15 protein-coding genes are annotated in these 13,402 nt (G+C 75.2%); 7 read left to right on the top strand and 8 right to left on the bottom strand.

What is annotated here, in order from left to right:
* Positions 1–134 precede the first annotated feature (134 nt).
* Both AB0398_RS05000 and AB0398_RS04995 read right to left on the bottom strand, forming a co-directional pair.
* A complete protein-coding gene (locus AB0398_RS05000; RefSeq protein WP_366372388.1) occupies positions 135–1,175 on the bottom strand; it encodes an AraC family transcriptional regulator in 1,041 nt (346 codons plus the stop codon).
* A 207-nt stretch (positions 1,176–1,382) separates the two neighbouring features.
* On the bottom strand, positions 1,383–2,285 hold the full coding sequence (locus tag AB0398_RS04995; protein WP_366372387.1) for a LysR family transcriptional regulator: 903 nt from the start codon (positions 2,283–2,285) through the stop codon (positions 1,383–1,385).
* A 75-nt stretch (positions 2,286–2,360) separates the two neighbouring features.
* On the opposite strand from AB0398_RS04995, the gene AB0398_RS04990 reads away from it, so the two are divergent.
* Entirely contained in the window at positions 2,361–3,431 is a 1,071-nt protein-coding gene (locus tag AB0398_RS04990; RefSeq protein ID WP_366372386.1) for a DMT family transporter, read from the top strand.
* Between the two features lie 46 nt (positions 3,432–3,477).
* Here the strand turns inward: AB0398_RS04990 and AB0398_RS04985 are convergent, their stop codons facing one another.
* Complete coding sequence (locus AB0398_RS04985; protein ID WP_366372385.1) at positions 3,478–4,812, bottom strand: aminotransferase class I/II-fold pyridoxal phosphate-dependent enzyme; 1,335 nt, start codon at positions 4,810–4,812, stop codon at positions 3,478–3,480.
* 37 nt (positions 4,813–4,849) lie between these two features.
* Here AB0398_RS04985 and AB0398_RS04980 point away from each other — a divergent pair, with 37 nt between their 5' ends.
* A complete protein-coding gene (locus tag AB0398_RS04980) occupies positions 4,850–5,569 on the top strand; it encodes a pyridoxamine 5'-phosphate oxidase family protein (RefSeq protein WP_366372384.1) in 720 nt (239 codons plus the stop codon).
* Between the two features lie 25 nt (positions 5,570–5,594).
* Positions 5,595–6,239 carry an FMN-binding negative transcriptional regulator gene (locus tag AB0398_RS04975; RefSeq protein ID WP_366372383.1) on the top strand — a complete coding sequence of 215 codons (645 nt, stop codon included), beginning with the start codon at positions 5,595–5,597 and terminating at the stop codon, positions 6,237–6,239.
* Positions 6,240–6,266: 27 nt separating this feature from the next.
* Here AB0398_RS04975 and AB0398_RS04970 read toward each other — a convergent pair whose 3' ends face one another.
* The 3 genes from AB0398_RS04970 to AB0398_RS04960 form a co-directional block, all read right to left on the bottom strand.
* Positions 6,267–7,229, bottom strand: a complete 963-nt coding sequence (locus AB0398_RS04970) for a DMT family transporter (RefSeq protein WP_366372382.1) — start codon at positions 7,227–7,229, stop codon at positions 6,267–6,269.
* Between the two features lie 175 nt (positions 7,230–7,404).
* On the bottom strand, positions 7,405–8,529 hold the full coding sequence (locus tag AB0398_RS04965; protein ID WP_366372381.1) for an EamA family transporter: 1,125 nt from the start codon (positions 8,527–8,529) through the stop codon (positions 7,405–7,407).
* Between the two features lie 41 nt (positions 8,530–8,570).
* Complete coding sequence (locus AB0398_RS04960) at positions 8,571–9,164, bottom strand: Clp protease N-terminal domain-containing protein (protein ID WP_366372998.1); 594 nt, start codon at positions 9,162–9,164, stop codon at positions 8,571–8,573.
* A 245-nt stretch (positions 9,165–9,409) separates the two neighbouring features.
* On the opposite strand from AB0398_RS04960, the gene AB0398_RS04955 reads away from it, so the two are divergent.
* Positions 9,410–9,634: a hypothetical protein gene (locus AB0398_RS04955; RefSeq protein WP_366372380.1), complete on the top strand. Its 225-nt coding sequence runs from the start codon at positions 9,410–9,412 to the stop codon at positions 9,632–9,634.
* Positions 9,635–9,720: 86 nt separating this feature from the next.
* Here the strand turns inward: AB0398_RS04955 and AB0398_RS04950 are convergent, their stop codons facing one another.
* Together AB0398_RS04950 and AB0398_RS04945 are read right to left on the bottom strand one after the other, a co-directional pair.
* Positions 9,721–10,344 carry a PadR family transcriptional regulator gene (locus AB0398_RS04950; protein WP_366372379.1) on the bottom strand — a complete coding sequence of 208 codons (624 nt, stop codon included), beginning with the start codon at positions 10,342–10,344 and terminating at the stop codon, positions 9,721–9,723.
* 194 nt (positions 10,345–10,538) lie between these two features.
* On the bottom strand, positions 10,539–10,973 hold the full coding sequence (locus tag AB0398_RS04945) for a VOC family protein (protein ID WP_366372378.1): 435 nt from the start codon (positions 10,971–10,973) through the stop codon (positions 10,539–10,541).
* Between the two features lie 95 nt (positions 10,974–11,068).
* Between AB0398_RS04945 and AB0398_RS04940 the strand changes: the two genes are divergently transcribed.
* The 3 genes from AB0398_RS04940 to AB0398_RS04930 are packed head-to-tail and all read left to right on the top strand — an operon-like array spanning position 11,069 to position 13,398.
* A complete protein-coding gene (locus AB0398_RS04940) occupies positions 11,069–11,779 on the top strand; it encodes a HEAT repeat domain-containing protein (protein ID WP_366372377.1) in 711 nt (236 codons plus the stop codon).
* Complete coding sequence (locus AB0398_RS04935) at positions 11,766–12,788, top strand: MerR family transcriptional regulator (protein ID WP_366372376.1); 1,023 nt, start codon at positions 11,766–11,768, stop codon at positions 12,786–12,788. The genes AB0398_RS04940 and AB0398_RS04935 overlap by 14 nt, the downstream gene beginning before the upstream one ends.
* Before the next feature lie 28 nt (positions 12,789–12,816).
* Positions 12,817–13,398: a hypothetical protein gene (locus AB0398_RS04930; protein ID WP_366372375.1), complete on the top strand. Its 582-nt coding sequence runs from the start codon at positions 12,817–12,819 to the stop codon at positions 13,396–13,398.
* Positions 13,399–13,402: the final 4 nt, after the last annotated feature.

Here is a 13,402-nt window from a genome sequence, read left to right as displayed (position 1 = left end):
CGGGTGGGGTCCGGGAGCCGCACGCCACCGGACCGGTCGATTTCGGTCATGGCGGGACGGTAGGCCGGACGGCGGACGGCGGCTGTGACCGCACCGCTCAGGGTTGTTGACCGGACGGGCCGAACCGCACGGCGCTACCCCCGCCCCTGGTACGCGCGGGGCGTCTCGCCCGTCCAGCGCCGGAACGCCCGGTGGAAGGCGCTGGGTTCGGAGAACCCGAGCTGCCGGGAGAGCCGCTCGATGGAGACGCGGCCGCCGGCCAGTTCGGCGATGGCGTGGTCGCGCCGCACCTGGTCGCGGAGGCGCTGGTACGTCGTCCCCTCGGCGGCCAGCCGGCGGCGCAGGGTCTGCGGGCTGACGGAGAGCCGGACGGCGAGCTGCTCGGGCGTCGGCACGGGACCGGCGGGCAGGGCCTGCCCGATCAGGTGCCGCACCCGGCCGGTGACCGTACTGCCGTAGTCGGCGGAGACGAGCACGTCGACGGGGGCGCGGCGCAGGAAGACCTTGAGCGCGGCGCCGTCGCGGAGGACGGGTTCGTCGAGGTCCGCCCGGTCGAAGACGGCGGCCGTCCGCCCGGCGCCGAAGACGCAGGGCGCGCCGAACAGGAGGGCGTACTCGTGGGCGTGCCGGGGTTCGGGGTGGACGAACTCGACGCGGCGCAGGCCGATCCTGCGCCGGATCAGCCAGCCGGCGAAGCGGTGGGCGACGAGGACGGTGGACTCGGCGCCGAAGTGGAGCGGGTCGTCGTACCCGGAGACGTCGAACTCCAGCCGGGCCTCGTCGGCCTCCTCGCCGTCGGGGGCATCCGGGCCCGGCCCGGGCTCCACGAGCCGGAAGCGCGGTCCGGCGGGGAAGAGGGAGTAGAAGGTCTGGGCACGCCGGAGGGCCTCGCGCAGGTCCCGGCTGCCGTGGACCACGACGTGGGCCATCATCGCGAAGGTGCCGACCTTGCTGGGCGCGCCGCCGAAGCCGATCAGCTCGTCGTCGAGCGCGGCCCACAGCGTCCTGACGAGCCGGCCGAACTGCTCGGCGGGGACCCGGGCCTGGGGCTCCTCCTCCAGGAGCGCGGTGGGCAGTCCGGCCCGGGCGAGGAGCGGCCCCGCGGCCACCCCGCGCCGCTCGGCACCGAGCAGCGCGGCCCGCACGTGATGGGAGCTGACCGATCGTGCCGGCATGCGCGTCGCCTCCGTTCCGGCCGCGTCACGCCCCGGACTCCCCGAAGCTAGACACTTTCCCTGAGAGATGTCCAGGTTCGGACATTCTACTGAGAACTGTAAGGCTCCTCGGGCCCTTCCCGGACGGGGGAAACGGCGAGCGGACCACGCCCCGGCGGCTCGGCACATCAAAGGCCCAGCGGCTCGGCACACCAAAAGCTCAGCAGCTCAGCACCCCAACGGCTCGGCCACCGCCCGCAGCGCCCCGACGACCGCCCGCACGGAGGGGCGGCGGCCCGCGTCGGCGCGCCAGGTGGCGTAGATGTGCCGCCGCATCTTCTGGCGTACGGGCACGAAGGCGACGCCCTCCGGCACCGGGCGGCCGAGCCGGGGGGTCACGCAGACGCCGAGGCCGGCCGCGACGAGCGCGAGCTGGGTGTGGTGCTCGCCCGCGAGGTGGCCGATGCGCGGCTCGATGCCCTGCGAGCGCAGGGTGAACATCAGCCAGTCGTGGCAGAACTCGCCCTCCGGCCAGGACACCCACTCCTCGTCGGCGAAGTCGACCAGGTCCACCGCCTCGCACCCGGCCAGCGGGTGCGAGGCGGGCAGGGCCACGTCGGCGGTGTCGTCGAAGAGGTGGGCGCGCTCCAGGCCGCCGGGTACGGGCGCCCGCTTGTTGCTCCAGTCCAGGACGATCGCGAGGTCGGCGTCGCCGCGCAGCACCGCGCGCACCCCCGGCTCCGGCTCCAGCTCCGTCGTACGGACCCGGAGTTCGGGGTGGCCGGCGCGCAGGGCGGCGAGCGCGCCGGGGAAGAGGCCGCGGGCCGCCGTGGGGAAGCCGGCGAGCCGCACCTCGCCCACGACCCGGCCCCGCTGGGCCTCGATGTCGGCCTGGGCCATCTGGACCTGGGAGAGGATCCGGGCGGCGTGCTCGGCGAGCAGCATCCCGGCGTCGGTGAGGCGCACGCCCCGCCCGTTCTTGGCGAGCAGCCGCTGCCCGACCTCGCGCTCCAGCTTGGACAGCTGCTGGGAGACGGCGGAGGTCGTGACGTGCAGCCCGTCGGCCGCACCGCTGACGGAGCCGTGCCGGGCGACGGCGTCGAGGGTGCGGAGGCGCTCCAGGTTCAACATGTAAGCGATTCTAAGGGGAGGGGTCGAGGAAGTCTCACTTGTCCTAAGAGGTTGTTTCCGGTCACCCTGAGTGTCATGAGCCCCGCAGCCCCGCAGCCCGTCCCCCCGGTCCCTCCCTCCGCACTCCCCGCCCCTTCCGCCGGGCCGCCCCGGTCCGCCTCCCGTCCGCCGCTCGACTGGCGCGTCCGGTTCGGCGCGCTGGCCCTCATCTGGGGCTTCAGCTTCCTCTTCATCAAGGTCGGCACGGAGGGCTTCGCGCCCTTCCAGGTCACCTTCGGACGGCTCCTGTTCGGTACGGCGGTGCTCGCCGTCGCCCTGGTCGTGAAGCGGGACCGGCTGCCGCGCGGCGCCCGGGTCTGGGGCCATCTGACGGTCGCGGCCTTCCTCCTCAACGCGCTGCCGTTCTCCCTCTTCGCGTACGCGGAGCTGACGATCCCGTCGACCCTGGCGGGCATCTGCAACGCGACGACCCCGCTGTGGGGCATGCTGCTCTCCCTCGTCGCGCTCTCCGAGGACCGCCCGACCCGGGTCCGGGCGGCCGGTCTGGGCATCGGCTTCGTCGGCGTGCTGACCGTGCTCGGCGCCTGGCAGGGCTTCTCGGGCCTCGACGTGACCGGTACCGCGCTCGCCCTCCTCGCCTCGTTCAGCTACGCGGTCGGCTGGATCTACGTCCGCCGGACGCTGGCCGGCACCGGCGCCTCGAACCTCTCGCTCGCCGGTTCCCAGGTGGGTCTGGCGACGCTGCAACTGGCCGTGGTCACCCCGCTGTTCACCTCGCTCCCGGAGTCGGTGGAGCTCCTGCCGCTGCTCGCCGTGATCGCGCTCGGCGCGCTCGGCACGGGGTACGCGATGCTGCTCCAGTACGGCATCGTCGCGGAGGTCGGCCCGACGACGGCCTCCATGGTCACGTACTTCATCCCGGTCATCGCCACGGCGGCGGGCGTCACGCTCCTGGGCGAGCGGCTCGGCTGGAACACCCCGGTCGGCGCCGTCGTCGTCCTGGCGGGCGCGGCCCTCACCCAGACCCGCGCCTCCCGCCGCGGCACGGCTCCCCCGCCCGGAGCGACGGCCCCGCCCGCCGGAACGACGGCCCCCGAAGCGCCGGTACCGGCCCCCGCGCCCCGGGATTCCGCGACCTGCGCCTGAGCCTCCGCACCCCGGGGCGGGGCACGGACCGCGTGCGGGCGGCCCCCTACCCGTAACTGCGCGCCGGCGCGGGCCCCGCCGCCCCGGCGACCGCGTCGGCCAGCGGCTCGACGTCCGCGACGCCCAGGCCGGAGACGGTGAGCCGGACGGCAGGACCGGTCTCCATCCGGAACCGCGCGCCCGGCGCCACCGCCCAGCCCGCCGCGAGGAGCCGCGCGACCGCGCCCGTCTCGTCGGCGACCGGCACCCACACGTTCATGCCGGAGCGCCCGCAGGCCGCGACGCCGCGCCGGGCGAGGGCGCGGACGAGGCCGTCGCGCCGCTCGCCGTACGAGCGCGCGACGACGGCCGGGTCCACCGCCTCCGAGGCCCACAGGTGCGCGACGGTCCGCTGGAGCAGCCGGCTGACCCAGCCGGGGCCGAGCCGCTGCCGCCCGAGGACCCGGTCGACGGTCTCGGCGTCCCCGGTGAAGGCGGCGATCCGCAGGTCGGGGCCGTACGCCTTGGCGACCGAGCGGACGAGGACCCAGTGGTCGGTGCCCCCGGCCAGGGGGTGCAGCGGCTGCGCGACGATGCCGTGCCCGTGGTCGTCCTCGACGAGCAGGACGCCGGGGTGGGCGGCGAGGACCCGCCGCAGCTCCCGGGCCCGTTCCGCGCCGACGCAGGCGCCGGTCGGGTTCTGCGCCCGGTCGGTGACGATCACCGCCCGCGCCCCGTCCCGCCGGATCGCACGCTCGACCTCTCCGGGCAGCGGCCCCTCGTCGTCGACGGCGACCGGCACCGGTCGCAGCCCGAGCGCGGGCACCAGGTCGAGGAGGCTGCCCCAGCCGGGGTCCTCGACGGCGACGGCGTCGCCGGGCCTGAGGCGGACCGCGAGCACGCGCTCGATGGCGTCGAGGGAGCCCGAGGCCGCGCCGACGGGCCCGGCCGGCACGCCGTCCGCGTCGAAGGCGGCGCGGGCGAGCCGCCCGAACTCCTCGTCGACCGGGGCCTCTCCGTACATGCCGGGCTGTTCGGCGTACCGCCGCGCGACCTCCGCGAGGGCGTCGCCGAGGGGCGGGAGCAGGGCGCGGTCGGGGCTGCCGTTGCTGACGTCCCGCACCCCGGCGGGCGCCTCGACCCGGATGGAGCCGCGCGCGGTCGTGGCGGGCCGGGGCCGCACCCGGCTGCCGCGCCGCCCGTCCGTCTCGATGACCCCGCGCTCGCGCAGGGTGCGGTAGGCGGCGGCGACGGTGTTGGGGTTCACGCCCAGGGTGGCCGCCAACTCCCGCATGGGCGGGAGGAGTCGGCCGGGCGCCAGGGCACCCGTGCCGACCCCCCGCTCGACGCTGGCGGCGATCTCCGATGCGCGGCGGCCTTCGATCCGATACTCTCCTAGCACAAACACAAGTATGCACTAGTGCAATGGAGTGGGCAACATGAGCGCCACCGTCGAAGGACCCTCACCCACCGGCACCGCCTCATCGGTGCCGGCGCAGGCCGCCGCCTACACGCCGACCGCCCGGACCGTGCCCACCCGCTCCCGGGAGCGCGCCTCGTACGACCGGGAACTGGTCCACTCGATCCTCGACGAGGCCTACGTCTGCCACCTCGGCTTCGTCCGCGACGGCGTGCCGGTCGTGCTCCCCACCCTCTTCGGCCGGGTCGGCGAGCGCCTCTACGTCCACGGCTCCACCGGCTCGCGGCCGCTGCGCGCGACCGGCGACGGCACGAAGGCCCCCGGCCTGCCGGTCTGCCTGACCGTGACCCACGTCGACGGTCTCGTGCTCGCCCGCTCCGCCTTCCACCACTCCCTCAACTACCGCTCGGTCGTCGTCCACGGCACCGCCCACCGGGTCACCGACCCCGAGGAGCTGCGGACCGCCCTCGACGCCCTCGTGGACCACGTCGTCCCCGGCCGCTCCGCCGACTCGCGCCCCGCGAACGCCAAGGAGCTCGCCGCCACCGCCGTGATCCGCCTCGACCTCGACGAGGTCTCCGCGAAGGTCCGCACCGGCGGCCCCAACGACGACCCCGAGGACCTCGCCCTCCCCCACTGGACCGGCGTGGTCCCGCTGCGCGGCGGCTACGGCACCCCGGTCCCGGCGGACGACCTCGACCCGTCCGTCGCCCTGCCCGACTACCTCGCCGCGCTCTGACGGCGGGCGGAGGGAGGCACGGACCATGCTGATACACCCCTGGGACGCCGCGCACGACGAGGGCGAGTGGCGCGCGTGGCTCTCCCGGCACGACTTCGGCCAGCTCGCCGTCAACGGCCCGCCGGGCGAACCGCCGTGGGTGCAGCCGACGCACTTCCTGTACGAGCCCGAGCCCGGCCCGCACGGGCGGGTCCTGCTCCATCTGGCCCGGCCCAACCCGCTCTGGCGGGCCCTGGAGGCGAGCCCGGCGGTGCTCCTGAGCGTGGTCGACGACCACGTCTTCGTACCGGGCCACTGGACGGCCCCCGAGGGCGCGCCGCCCGAGCACGGCACCCCGACCTCGTACTACGCGGCCGTCCAGCTGCGCTGCACCGCGCGCGTGGTCGACGACCCGGCGGAGAAGGCCGCGCTCCTCAACCGCCAGGTCGCCCACTTCCAGCCGGAGGGCGGCACCGCGCCCGCCGCTCCCGGCGAGGCGCCGTTCGGCCGTCTCCTGCCGGGCATCCGCGTCCTCGACCTCGAAGTGACCGGTGTACGGGCCAAGTTCAAGTACGCGGGCAACAAGCCCCGGGAGGTCGGCGAGCGCGTCGCCCGCCACCTCTCCGACCGGGACGGCCCCGGCGACCGGGAGGCCCGGACCCACCAGCTCCGCCGCCTCGCGAACGGCTGACGCCCCGGGGCCCGCGCCGTACCGCCGCTACACCGTCACCGCCTCCCGCCGACGCTCCACCGCCGTCCGCGTCTCCGCGAGGGCGAGGCCGGTGACGGCGGCGAGGAGCAGCAGCGTGCCGAGCACGATCGCGGCGGTGAGCCGCTCGCCGAGGAGCGAGACCGCGATCAGGGCCGCGCTCACCGGCTCCAGGAGCATGATCACGGAGACGGTGGCGGCCCGGACGACCGCCGCTCCGGCGAAGTACAGGGCGTACGCGAGCGCGGTCGGCACCGCCGCCACGTACACGAGGAGGAGCAGCACCCCCACCGGCGTGCCGGTGTGCGGGACGAGCCCCTCCGCGAGCGCCGCGGGCAGCAGCCCGACCGTCCCGATCGCGAAGGCCCAGGCGGTCGTCGTCAGGGCGTCCGCGCCGCCGCCGTCGCGGCCGAGCCGGCGGGTGAGCAGGGTGATCGCCGCGTATCCGGCCGCCGAGAGGACCGCGAGGGCGATGCCCACCGGCCGCACCTCGGCGTCACCGCCGCCCAGGACGAGGACGCCGAGCCCGGCGAGCGCCCCGACGACGGCGAGGGACCCGCCCCGGCCCAGGCGCTCGCCCAGGGTGAGGCGGGCGCCGAGCGCGATGAGGACGGGGCCCGCGCCCAGGGTGACGACGGTGCCGACGGCCAGGCCCGTGGCCTCGACGGCGGCGAAGTACGCGCTCTGGAAGACGGTGAGCCCGACGCCGGTGCCGAGGATGCGGACCGCCCTGCGGCGGCACGGTTCCACCGGGACGGGGACGACCGCGCGCCGGGACCGCAGGGCGAGGGCGCCGAGCAGCAGGACCAGGCCGCCGGCGCAGCGCCAGAAGGAGAGGGCGAGGGGGCCCATGTCGCTGACGCGGAAGATCAGCGAGGCGGCGGCACCGGCCGTGCCCCAGGCGATTCCGGCGACGATCAGATAGAAGAGGCTCCGCCCGACGGACAGGGCGGATCCCGAGGAGTTCGACACGTGACTTCTCCGTGGAAGACGGGAGGGAAGGGTGGTCGCTGGACTCCGCGCGCGGGCAGCGACGAACCGCCCGGCGGCGAGGGATCGCCACTCGGGCCCGGTCTTCGTCGGGGGAGGTCTCCGCGCGCGCTAGGCGGCGGGGGGCGGAAGCACGGTCGCATGCATGATCGGCACCCTAGGGGGCGGTCCGCCCGGCGGACAACCCGGTTCCCCTGTCGGCCTCGCCGTCCCCGGACCGGGGCCCGGAGCCGTCCTCGGACCCGGCACCGACGCCCGTAACACTCCCGTCCTCGGACCCGGCACCGGCCCCCGTACCGCTCCCGGGTACGGCTCCGGCCCCGCTCACGTCCCCCGTGCCTCCGGCCACGGGTCCGGGCGGCGGCGTCTTCGGCGTCGAGGACTGGGCGATGAAGGCGCCGACGAGGACCAGCGCGCCGCCGGCGATCTGCGGCGCGCCCAGGTGCTCGCCGAGCAGGACCCAGGCCAGGACGGTCGCGATGACGGCCTCCAGGCAGGCCACGACGCCCGCGACCTGCGGGGAGAGCCGGCGCACCGAGATGACGCCGGTGACGTAGGCGAAGACGGTGGCGATCAGCACGATCCAGCCGAGCAGCAGCCAGGCGGGCACGCTGGTGTCGTCCATGGCGGCGCGGCCGCCGAGGACCGCCCAGTCCATGCCCCACGGCCGGGCCACGACGGTGAGGACGAGCGCGCCGATGAGCAGTCCGTAGGCGATGACGCCGACCGGGTCGGGCCGCTCGGCCCCTCCGTCCCCGTCGGCGCCCCGGTCGGAGAGGACGAAGTAGCCGACCTGGCAGCAGGCGGCGGCGAGCGCCAGGAGGAGCCCGAGCAGGTCGAAGCCCAGCCCGGACCAGACCTGGACGACGCACGCGAGGCCGCCGACCGCGAGGACGACGCCGAAGGCGGCGGCGCGGGTGACGGGCCGGCGCTGGACGAAGCGGACCCAGCCGAGGACGAGGGCCGGGGCGAGGTACTCGATGAGGAGGGCGACGCCGACGGGGATGCGGGAGATCGAGGCGAAGTAGAAGGCCTGGACACCGGCGACGGCGAGCAGTCCGAAGCCCACGAGGAGGGCCGGTTCGCGGCGCAGGAGGTCCCGGTGGCGCCAGGCCACCGGGAGCATGAGGAGCGCGGCGCCGGCGACCCGGAGCCAGACGACGTGGAGCGGGTCGAGTCCCGCCTCGATGAGCGGCTTGGCCGCCACTCCCGAACCACCGAATGCGAAGGCCGAGGCCAGGGCGAGTCCCAGGCCGGCGCTTCTCCCCTGAGACGCGTGCATGGGGTCATCATGACAGGACGACGTCAGGGGTGTAACCCCCGTTACACCTGTTGAGACGGCCCCTCGTGACGGGCTCCTCCGGCGGCCCGGTCGAGGGCGGCGTCACCGGCCCGTTCGAGGGCCTCGCACGGGGTGGCGGCGAGGTCGGCGCGGGCGGCCAGGGCGGCCGGATCGACCCCGGCGCGGCGCAGCACCTCGACGGCCCGGCTCTCGGGGTCGGCGGCGACGACGGCGAGCAGGTCGACGCCCCGGGCCTGCGGTTCGCCGCGTCCGGCGGCCCGCCGGAGGGCGCCCTCCAGGGCGGCGGCCGCGGCGGGCGACCAGCCGGAGGGCCGGACGTCCCGGGATTCGGTCCCGCGCGCGGCGGGCAGCAGGCGCCGGTCCGCCGAGTCCTCGACGGAGCGCTGCCAGCGCAGGCCGTAGCCGATGGACCGCTGGACGAGGTAGCCGAGGACGCGGGCGAGCTGCTCGCGACCCTCGAACACGGCGGCGGCCTCGGGGTCGGACTCGACGAGCGAGTGCAGCAGGTGCGCGGTGTCGATCTGGCGGTCCCCGTCCCGGAGGGCCCGGCGGCGCGCGCCCGAGACGGCCGCCGCGAGCGAGGGCGTCAGGAAGGGGACGAGCTCCGCGCGCAGGGCGGCGGGCTGCCGGAGCGACGGGGGGCGCGGGACGGGACTGTGCACGCTCCCACCTCATCAGGTCGGGACGGCCGGAACATCACCGGAGAGGAGCATGTGCGCGTCCCACCGGAGGCGGGTACGGGCGCGTGGTTCCTCCTCCTTGCGAATGAGATCGCGCGCGACACCCCCGAAAAGGCGCGCGCCGCCTTGCCTCGCGCCCCTCGTGCAACCACGGCCCCCTCTCCGCTCGTCTTCCGAACGTGTTCTGGATGGTGGGTCTGCTCGCGCTCGACGGGCGGCAGTACGTGTACCGGGTGTACGCACCCCGGGAGGCGCTGCCCGGCGATCTGTTCTGGACCGCGTTCCACTGCCACGAGGAGGACGGGGCGCCGCGCGCCTCCGACAGCTTCGACGCGGCGGAGATCTGGTGGATCGGCGACGGGGCGGGCCCGACCACGGCGGAGCTGACGGTCCACCACTCCTGAGCGCCCGGGAACGGGAACGAACGGAAGGGGGCCTGCGGCAACCGCCGCAGGCCCCCTTCCGTATCCCCTCCCCGCACCTCCGCGCCTCAGTGCTCGTCGGCCAGGATCAGGTACAGCTTCTTGCGCGCCTCGTTGATCACGGCGACCGCCTTATCGCGCTGCTCGGGGCTGCCGGTCTTCCAGACCTGCCCGAACGCCTCCATCAGACCGAAGCCGGCCTGCCGGATCTCGTTCACGGCGTCCCAGTCGACTCCGCGCCCGGCCTCCTCCCAGGGAGCCTCGGGCCCGTTCTCGGCCTCGGCGCGCCCGGAGTCGGTGAGCGTGAACAGCTTCTTGCCGCCCTCGCTCGCGCTGGTGATCAGCCCCTCGTCCTCCAGGAGCTGGAGGGTGGGGTAGACGGAGCCGGGACTGGGCTTCCAGGCCCCGTCGCTGCGCTCGCCGATCTCGCGGATCATCTCGTAGCCGTGCATCGGGCGGTCCTTCAGGAGCGCCAGGATCGAGGCCCGCACGTCACCGCGCCGCGCCCGTCCCCGGCCGCCGCCGCGACCCCGGCCCCCGAAGGGGCCTCCTCCGAACGGTCCGCCGCCGAACCCGGGCCCGAAGGGCCCGAACGCGGCGCGCCGCCCCTCGAAGTCTCCCCGGCCTCCGGGGCCACGGCCCCCACGGCCGGCTCCGTGTCCGTTTCCGCACTCGTGTCCATGTGAACGCATCGCAACGCTCCTTCCATCGGGATTTCTTCTACGAACCATCGCGATGCTTCAACGATATATCGGAACTGTTCGGTAAGCAAGAACTCGAGAAGCCACGAGCGGTGGACGAACACCAGTTCGACAAGGAGGGAAAAGAAAAGGTGCCCTCCCCGGCCGGGGAGGGCACCTTCACGGACCTCGGTCCGAACGGGACCTCAGTCCAGACAGAACTCGTTGCCCTCTATGTCCTGCATCGTGATGCAGGACTCGTTCTCCTCGTCGGCGAACTGCGTGTACAGGTGGACCGCGCCGAGCTCGACCAGCCGTGCGCACTCCGCCTGGAGCGTGGTGAGGCGCTCCTCGCCCACGAGACCGGTGCCGGCCCGCACGTCGAGGTGCACCCGGTTCTTGGCGACCTTGCCCTCGGGGACGCGCTGGAAGAACAGCCGCGGACCCTCGCCCGAGGGATCGGCGCAGGAGAACCACTTCACCTCGTGCCCGTCCGGCAGCGAGCGGTGGTAGTCGTCCCACGTGGCGAAACCCTCCGGCGCCGGCGGCACGACGTACCCCAGCACCTCGCACCAGAAACGGGCGAGACGCTCGGGATCCGCGCAGTCGAATGTGACCTGGATCTTCTTGACCGTTGGCATCGGGCCACCCTAGTGGCGCGTACCGCCCACCGGCATCCCGTATTTGACCTTGACACCGTGACAAGCCCTTCACTGGCGCCGAGGAGGTGGTCCCGATGACCATGACGAACGAGAAGAACGAGCAGAGCGGGAGGACGGCCCCGGAGACGGCGCGTGCCCTCCGGGCGCTGGAGAGCGACAGCGCGTCGGTCCGGCTGCGGGCGGCCCTGGCGGTCGGCACGGCCCCGGACCGGGAAGCCGTGGACAGGCTCGTCGAACGGTGCGCGGTCGAACCCGACTTCTCCGTGCGCGAGATGCTGACCTGGGCGCTCACCCGCCACCCGGCGTCGACGACGGTCCCCAGGCTCCTCCCCGAGGTGCGCTCGGAGCGCGCGCAGGCCCGGAGCCAGGCCCTGCACACCCTGTCCAAGATCGGGGACCGGCGGGCCTGGCCGGTGATCACCCCGGCGCTGCTGTCCGACGCCGACGACGAGGTGGCCCGGAGCGCCTGGCGGGCGGCGGTCGTCCTCGTGCCCGAGGGGGAGGAGCCCTGGCTGGCCGTAGGGTTGGCGACGCAGCTCGGGCGCGGTGGACGCGAGACGCGACTGAGCCTGAGCCGGGCGCTGATCGCGCTCGGGGAGGCGGCGGTGCCGGTGCTCGCCGCCGCGCGGACGCACCCCGACCCCGAAGTGCGCACGCACGCCGTCGCCACGGAACGGCTGTGGCGCGACCCGGACGCCGGCTTCGAGTCCGCGGTCGAGGAGGCGAAGCGCGTCGTGGCCCTCGGCGGGCCGGCCGGGAGGAGTGACAGGCGTGTTGATCGGTGACGTGGCCCGGCGGTCCGGGGTCAGCGCCCGCATGCTCCGGCACTACGAGTCGCTCGGCCTGGTGCGCCCGACGGGCCGCACCGGTTCCGGCTACCGGGAGTACTCCGGCGAGGACGTCCGGCGGATCTTCCACATCGAGAGCCTGCGGTCGCTGGGCCTCTCGCTGCGCGAGGTCGGGCGGGCGCTCGACGACCCCGGCTTCGCGCCCGCGGAACTCGTCGACGACCTCGTGCGCCGGACGCGGGAACGCATCGCGGCGGAGACGGAGCTGCTCACGCGGCTCCGCCGGATCGACGCCGCGGAACCAGTGGGCTGGGAGGACGTCCTGCGGACCGTCGCGCTCCTCCAGGCGCTGAGGTCGAAGGACGCGGACACGCGCCAGCGCACGGCCCTGTCCGCGTCCGGGGAAGCCCCCCTGCCGGTGGAGGCGCTGGTCGAGGCCGTACTGGACGAGTCGGACCCGAACGTCGCCGGAGCCCTCCGCTGGGCCCTGGCGCGCGCGGGCGGGGACGGCCCGGCGCTGCTCGCGGAGGCCCTCGACTCCCCCGCCGCCGAGGTGCGGGAACGCGCCGTCCGGTCCCTCGCCGAGATGCCGGGCGACGAGGCGACCGCGCTCCTGCGGGACGCCCTCGCGCACCCCGACGCCACGGTCCGCCGGTGCGCGGCTCCGGCGCTGGCGGCACGGGGAGTGGCCGACGCGATCCCGACGCTCGTCGACATGGTCGTCGGGGAGACGGAAGAGACGCAGCAGACGAACGACGTCGACGCGGCCGACGCGCTGAGCGCCCTCGCGGGCGACCCCGCGCTGGCGGACCGGATCGCCGGCGCCCTCGTCGACCGCCTCGCCCGCGCCACCACCGGACTGCCGGCGCGCCGACGGCTGACCCAGGCCCTCGCGGACGTCCCGGGTGCCACGGCGGCGCGCGCCCTCACCCGCCTGTCCCACGACGAGGACCGCGCCGTCGCCCTCACGGCGACGTACGTCCTCGCGCTGCGCGACGGACGCTGACGCGCCACGGCGCCGGATACTGGCCGGTGTGATCACCGCGTACCCGCACACACCGCTCAACGGCCCGGTGGACTTCGCCTCCCGCCTGACGGCGGCCGAGGACTGGACCCATGCCGCTCTGGAGGCCCGGCAGGAGGGGCTGTGGACACCGACGGAGACGGAGTGCCCGGTCCTGTCCGACGTGGTGGCGGCCACCAACCCCCTGCACGGGGGCCGTCTGCCGCCGCACACCGGCGATTCGGTGTACGTGCGCCTCGGACGGATCAGGAACTGGGCCGGTGTGCTGCGGCTCGCCGCCCGGGCCGGGGGCTGGGAACTCCGTCCGGTCGTGGGCACGTCCCCCTCCTCCCTCACCCGGCCCCTCGGCGCCGCCGATCTGCTGTCGGGCGTCTACGCGCTCGCCGAACAGGGCGAACAGTGGCAGCGGCTGCTGATGGCGACCGCCGCCGGCCTCGACGCCGCGGCCCGCGAGCGGCCTCCACGGCGGACGCGGACCCTGGAGCAGGCGCTCGCGGAGCGTGCGCCGGGGTTCGCGAAGGACCTGGCCGCCACGGAGGCGTTCTTCACCGGCCCCGGCTCCCTGGAGGACTTCTGGCCCCACCTCGGCTGACCGC

Origin of the sequence: Streptomyces sp. NPDC086147 (assembly GCF_040702165.1) — a bacterium.
GTDB lineage: Bacteria > Actinomycetota > Actinomycetes > Streptomycetales > Streptomycetaceae > Streptomyces.
The sequence above is the reverse complement of the archived record's forward strand: the minus strand, read 5'-3'. Positions and strand labels throughout refer to the sequence as shown.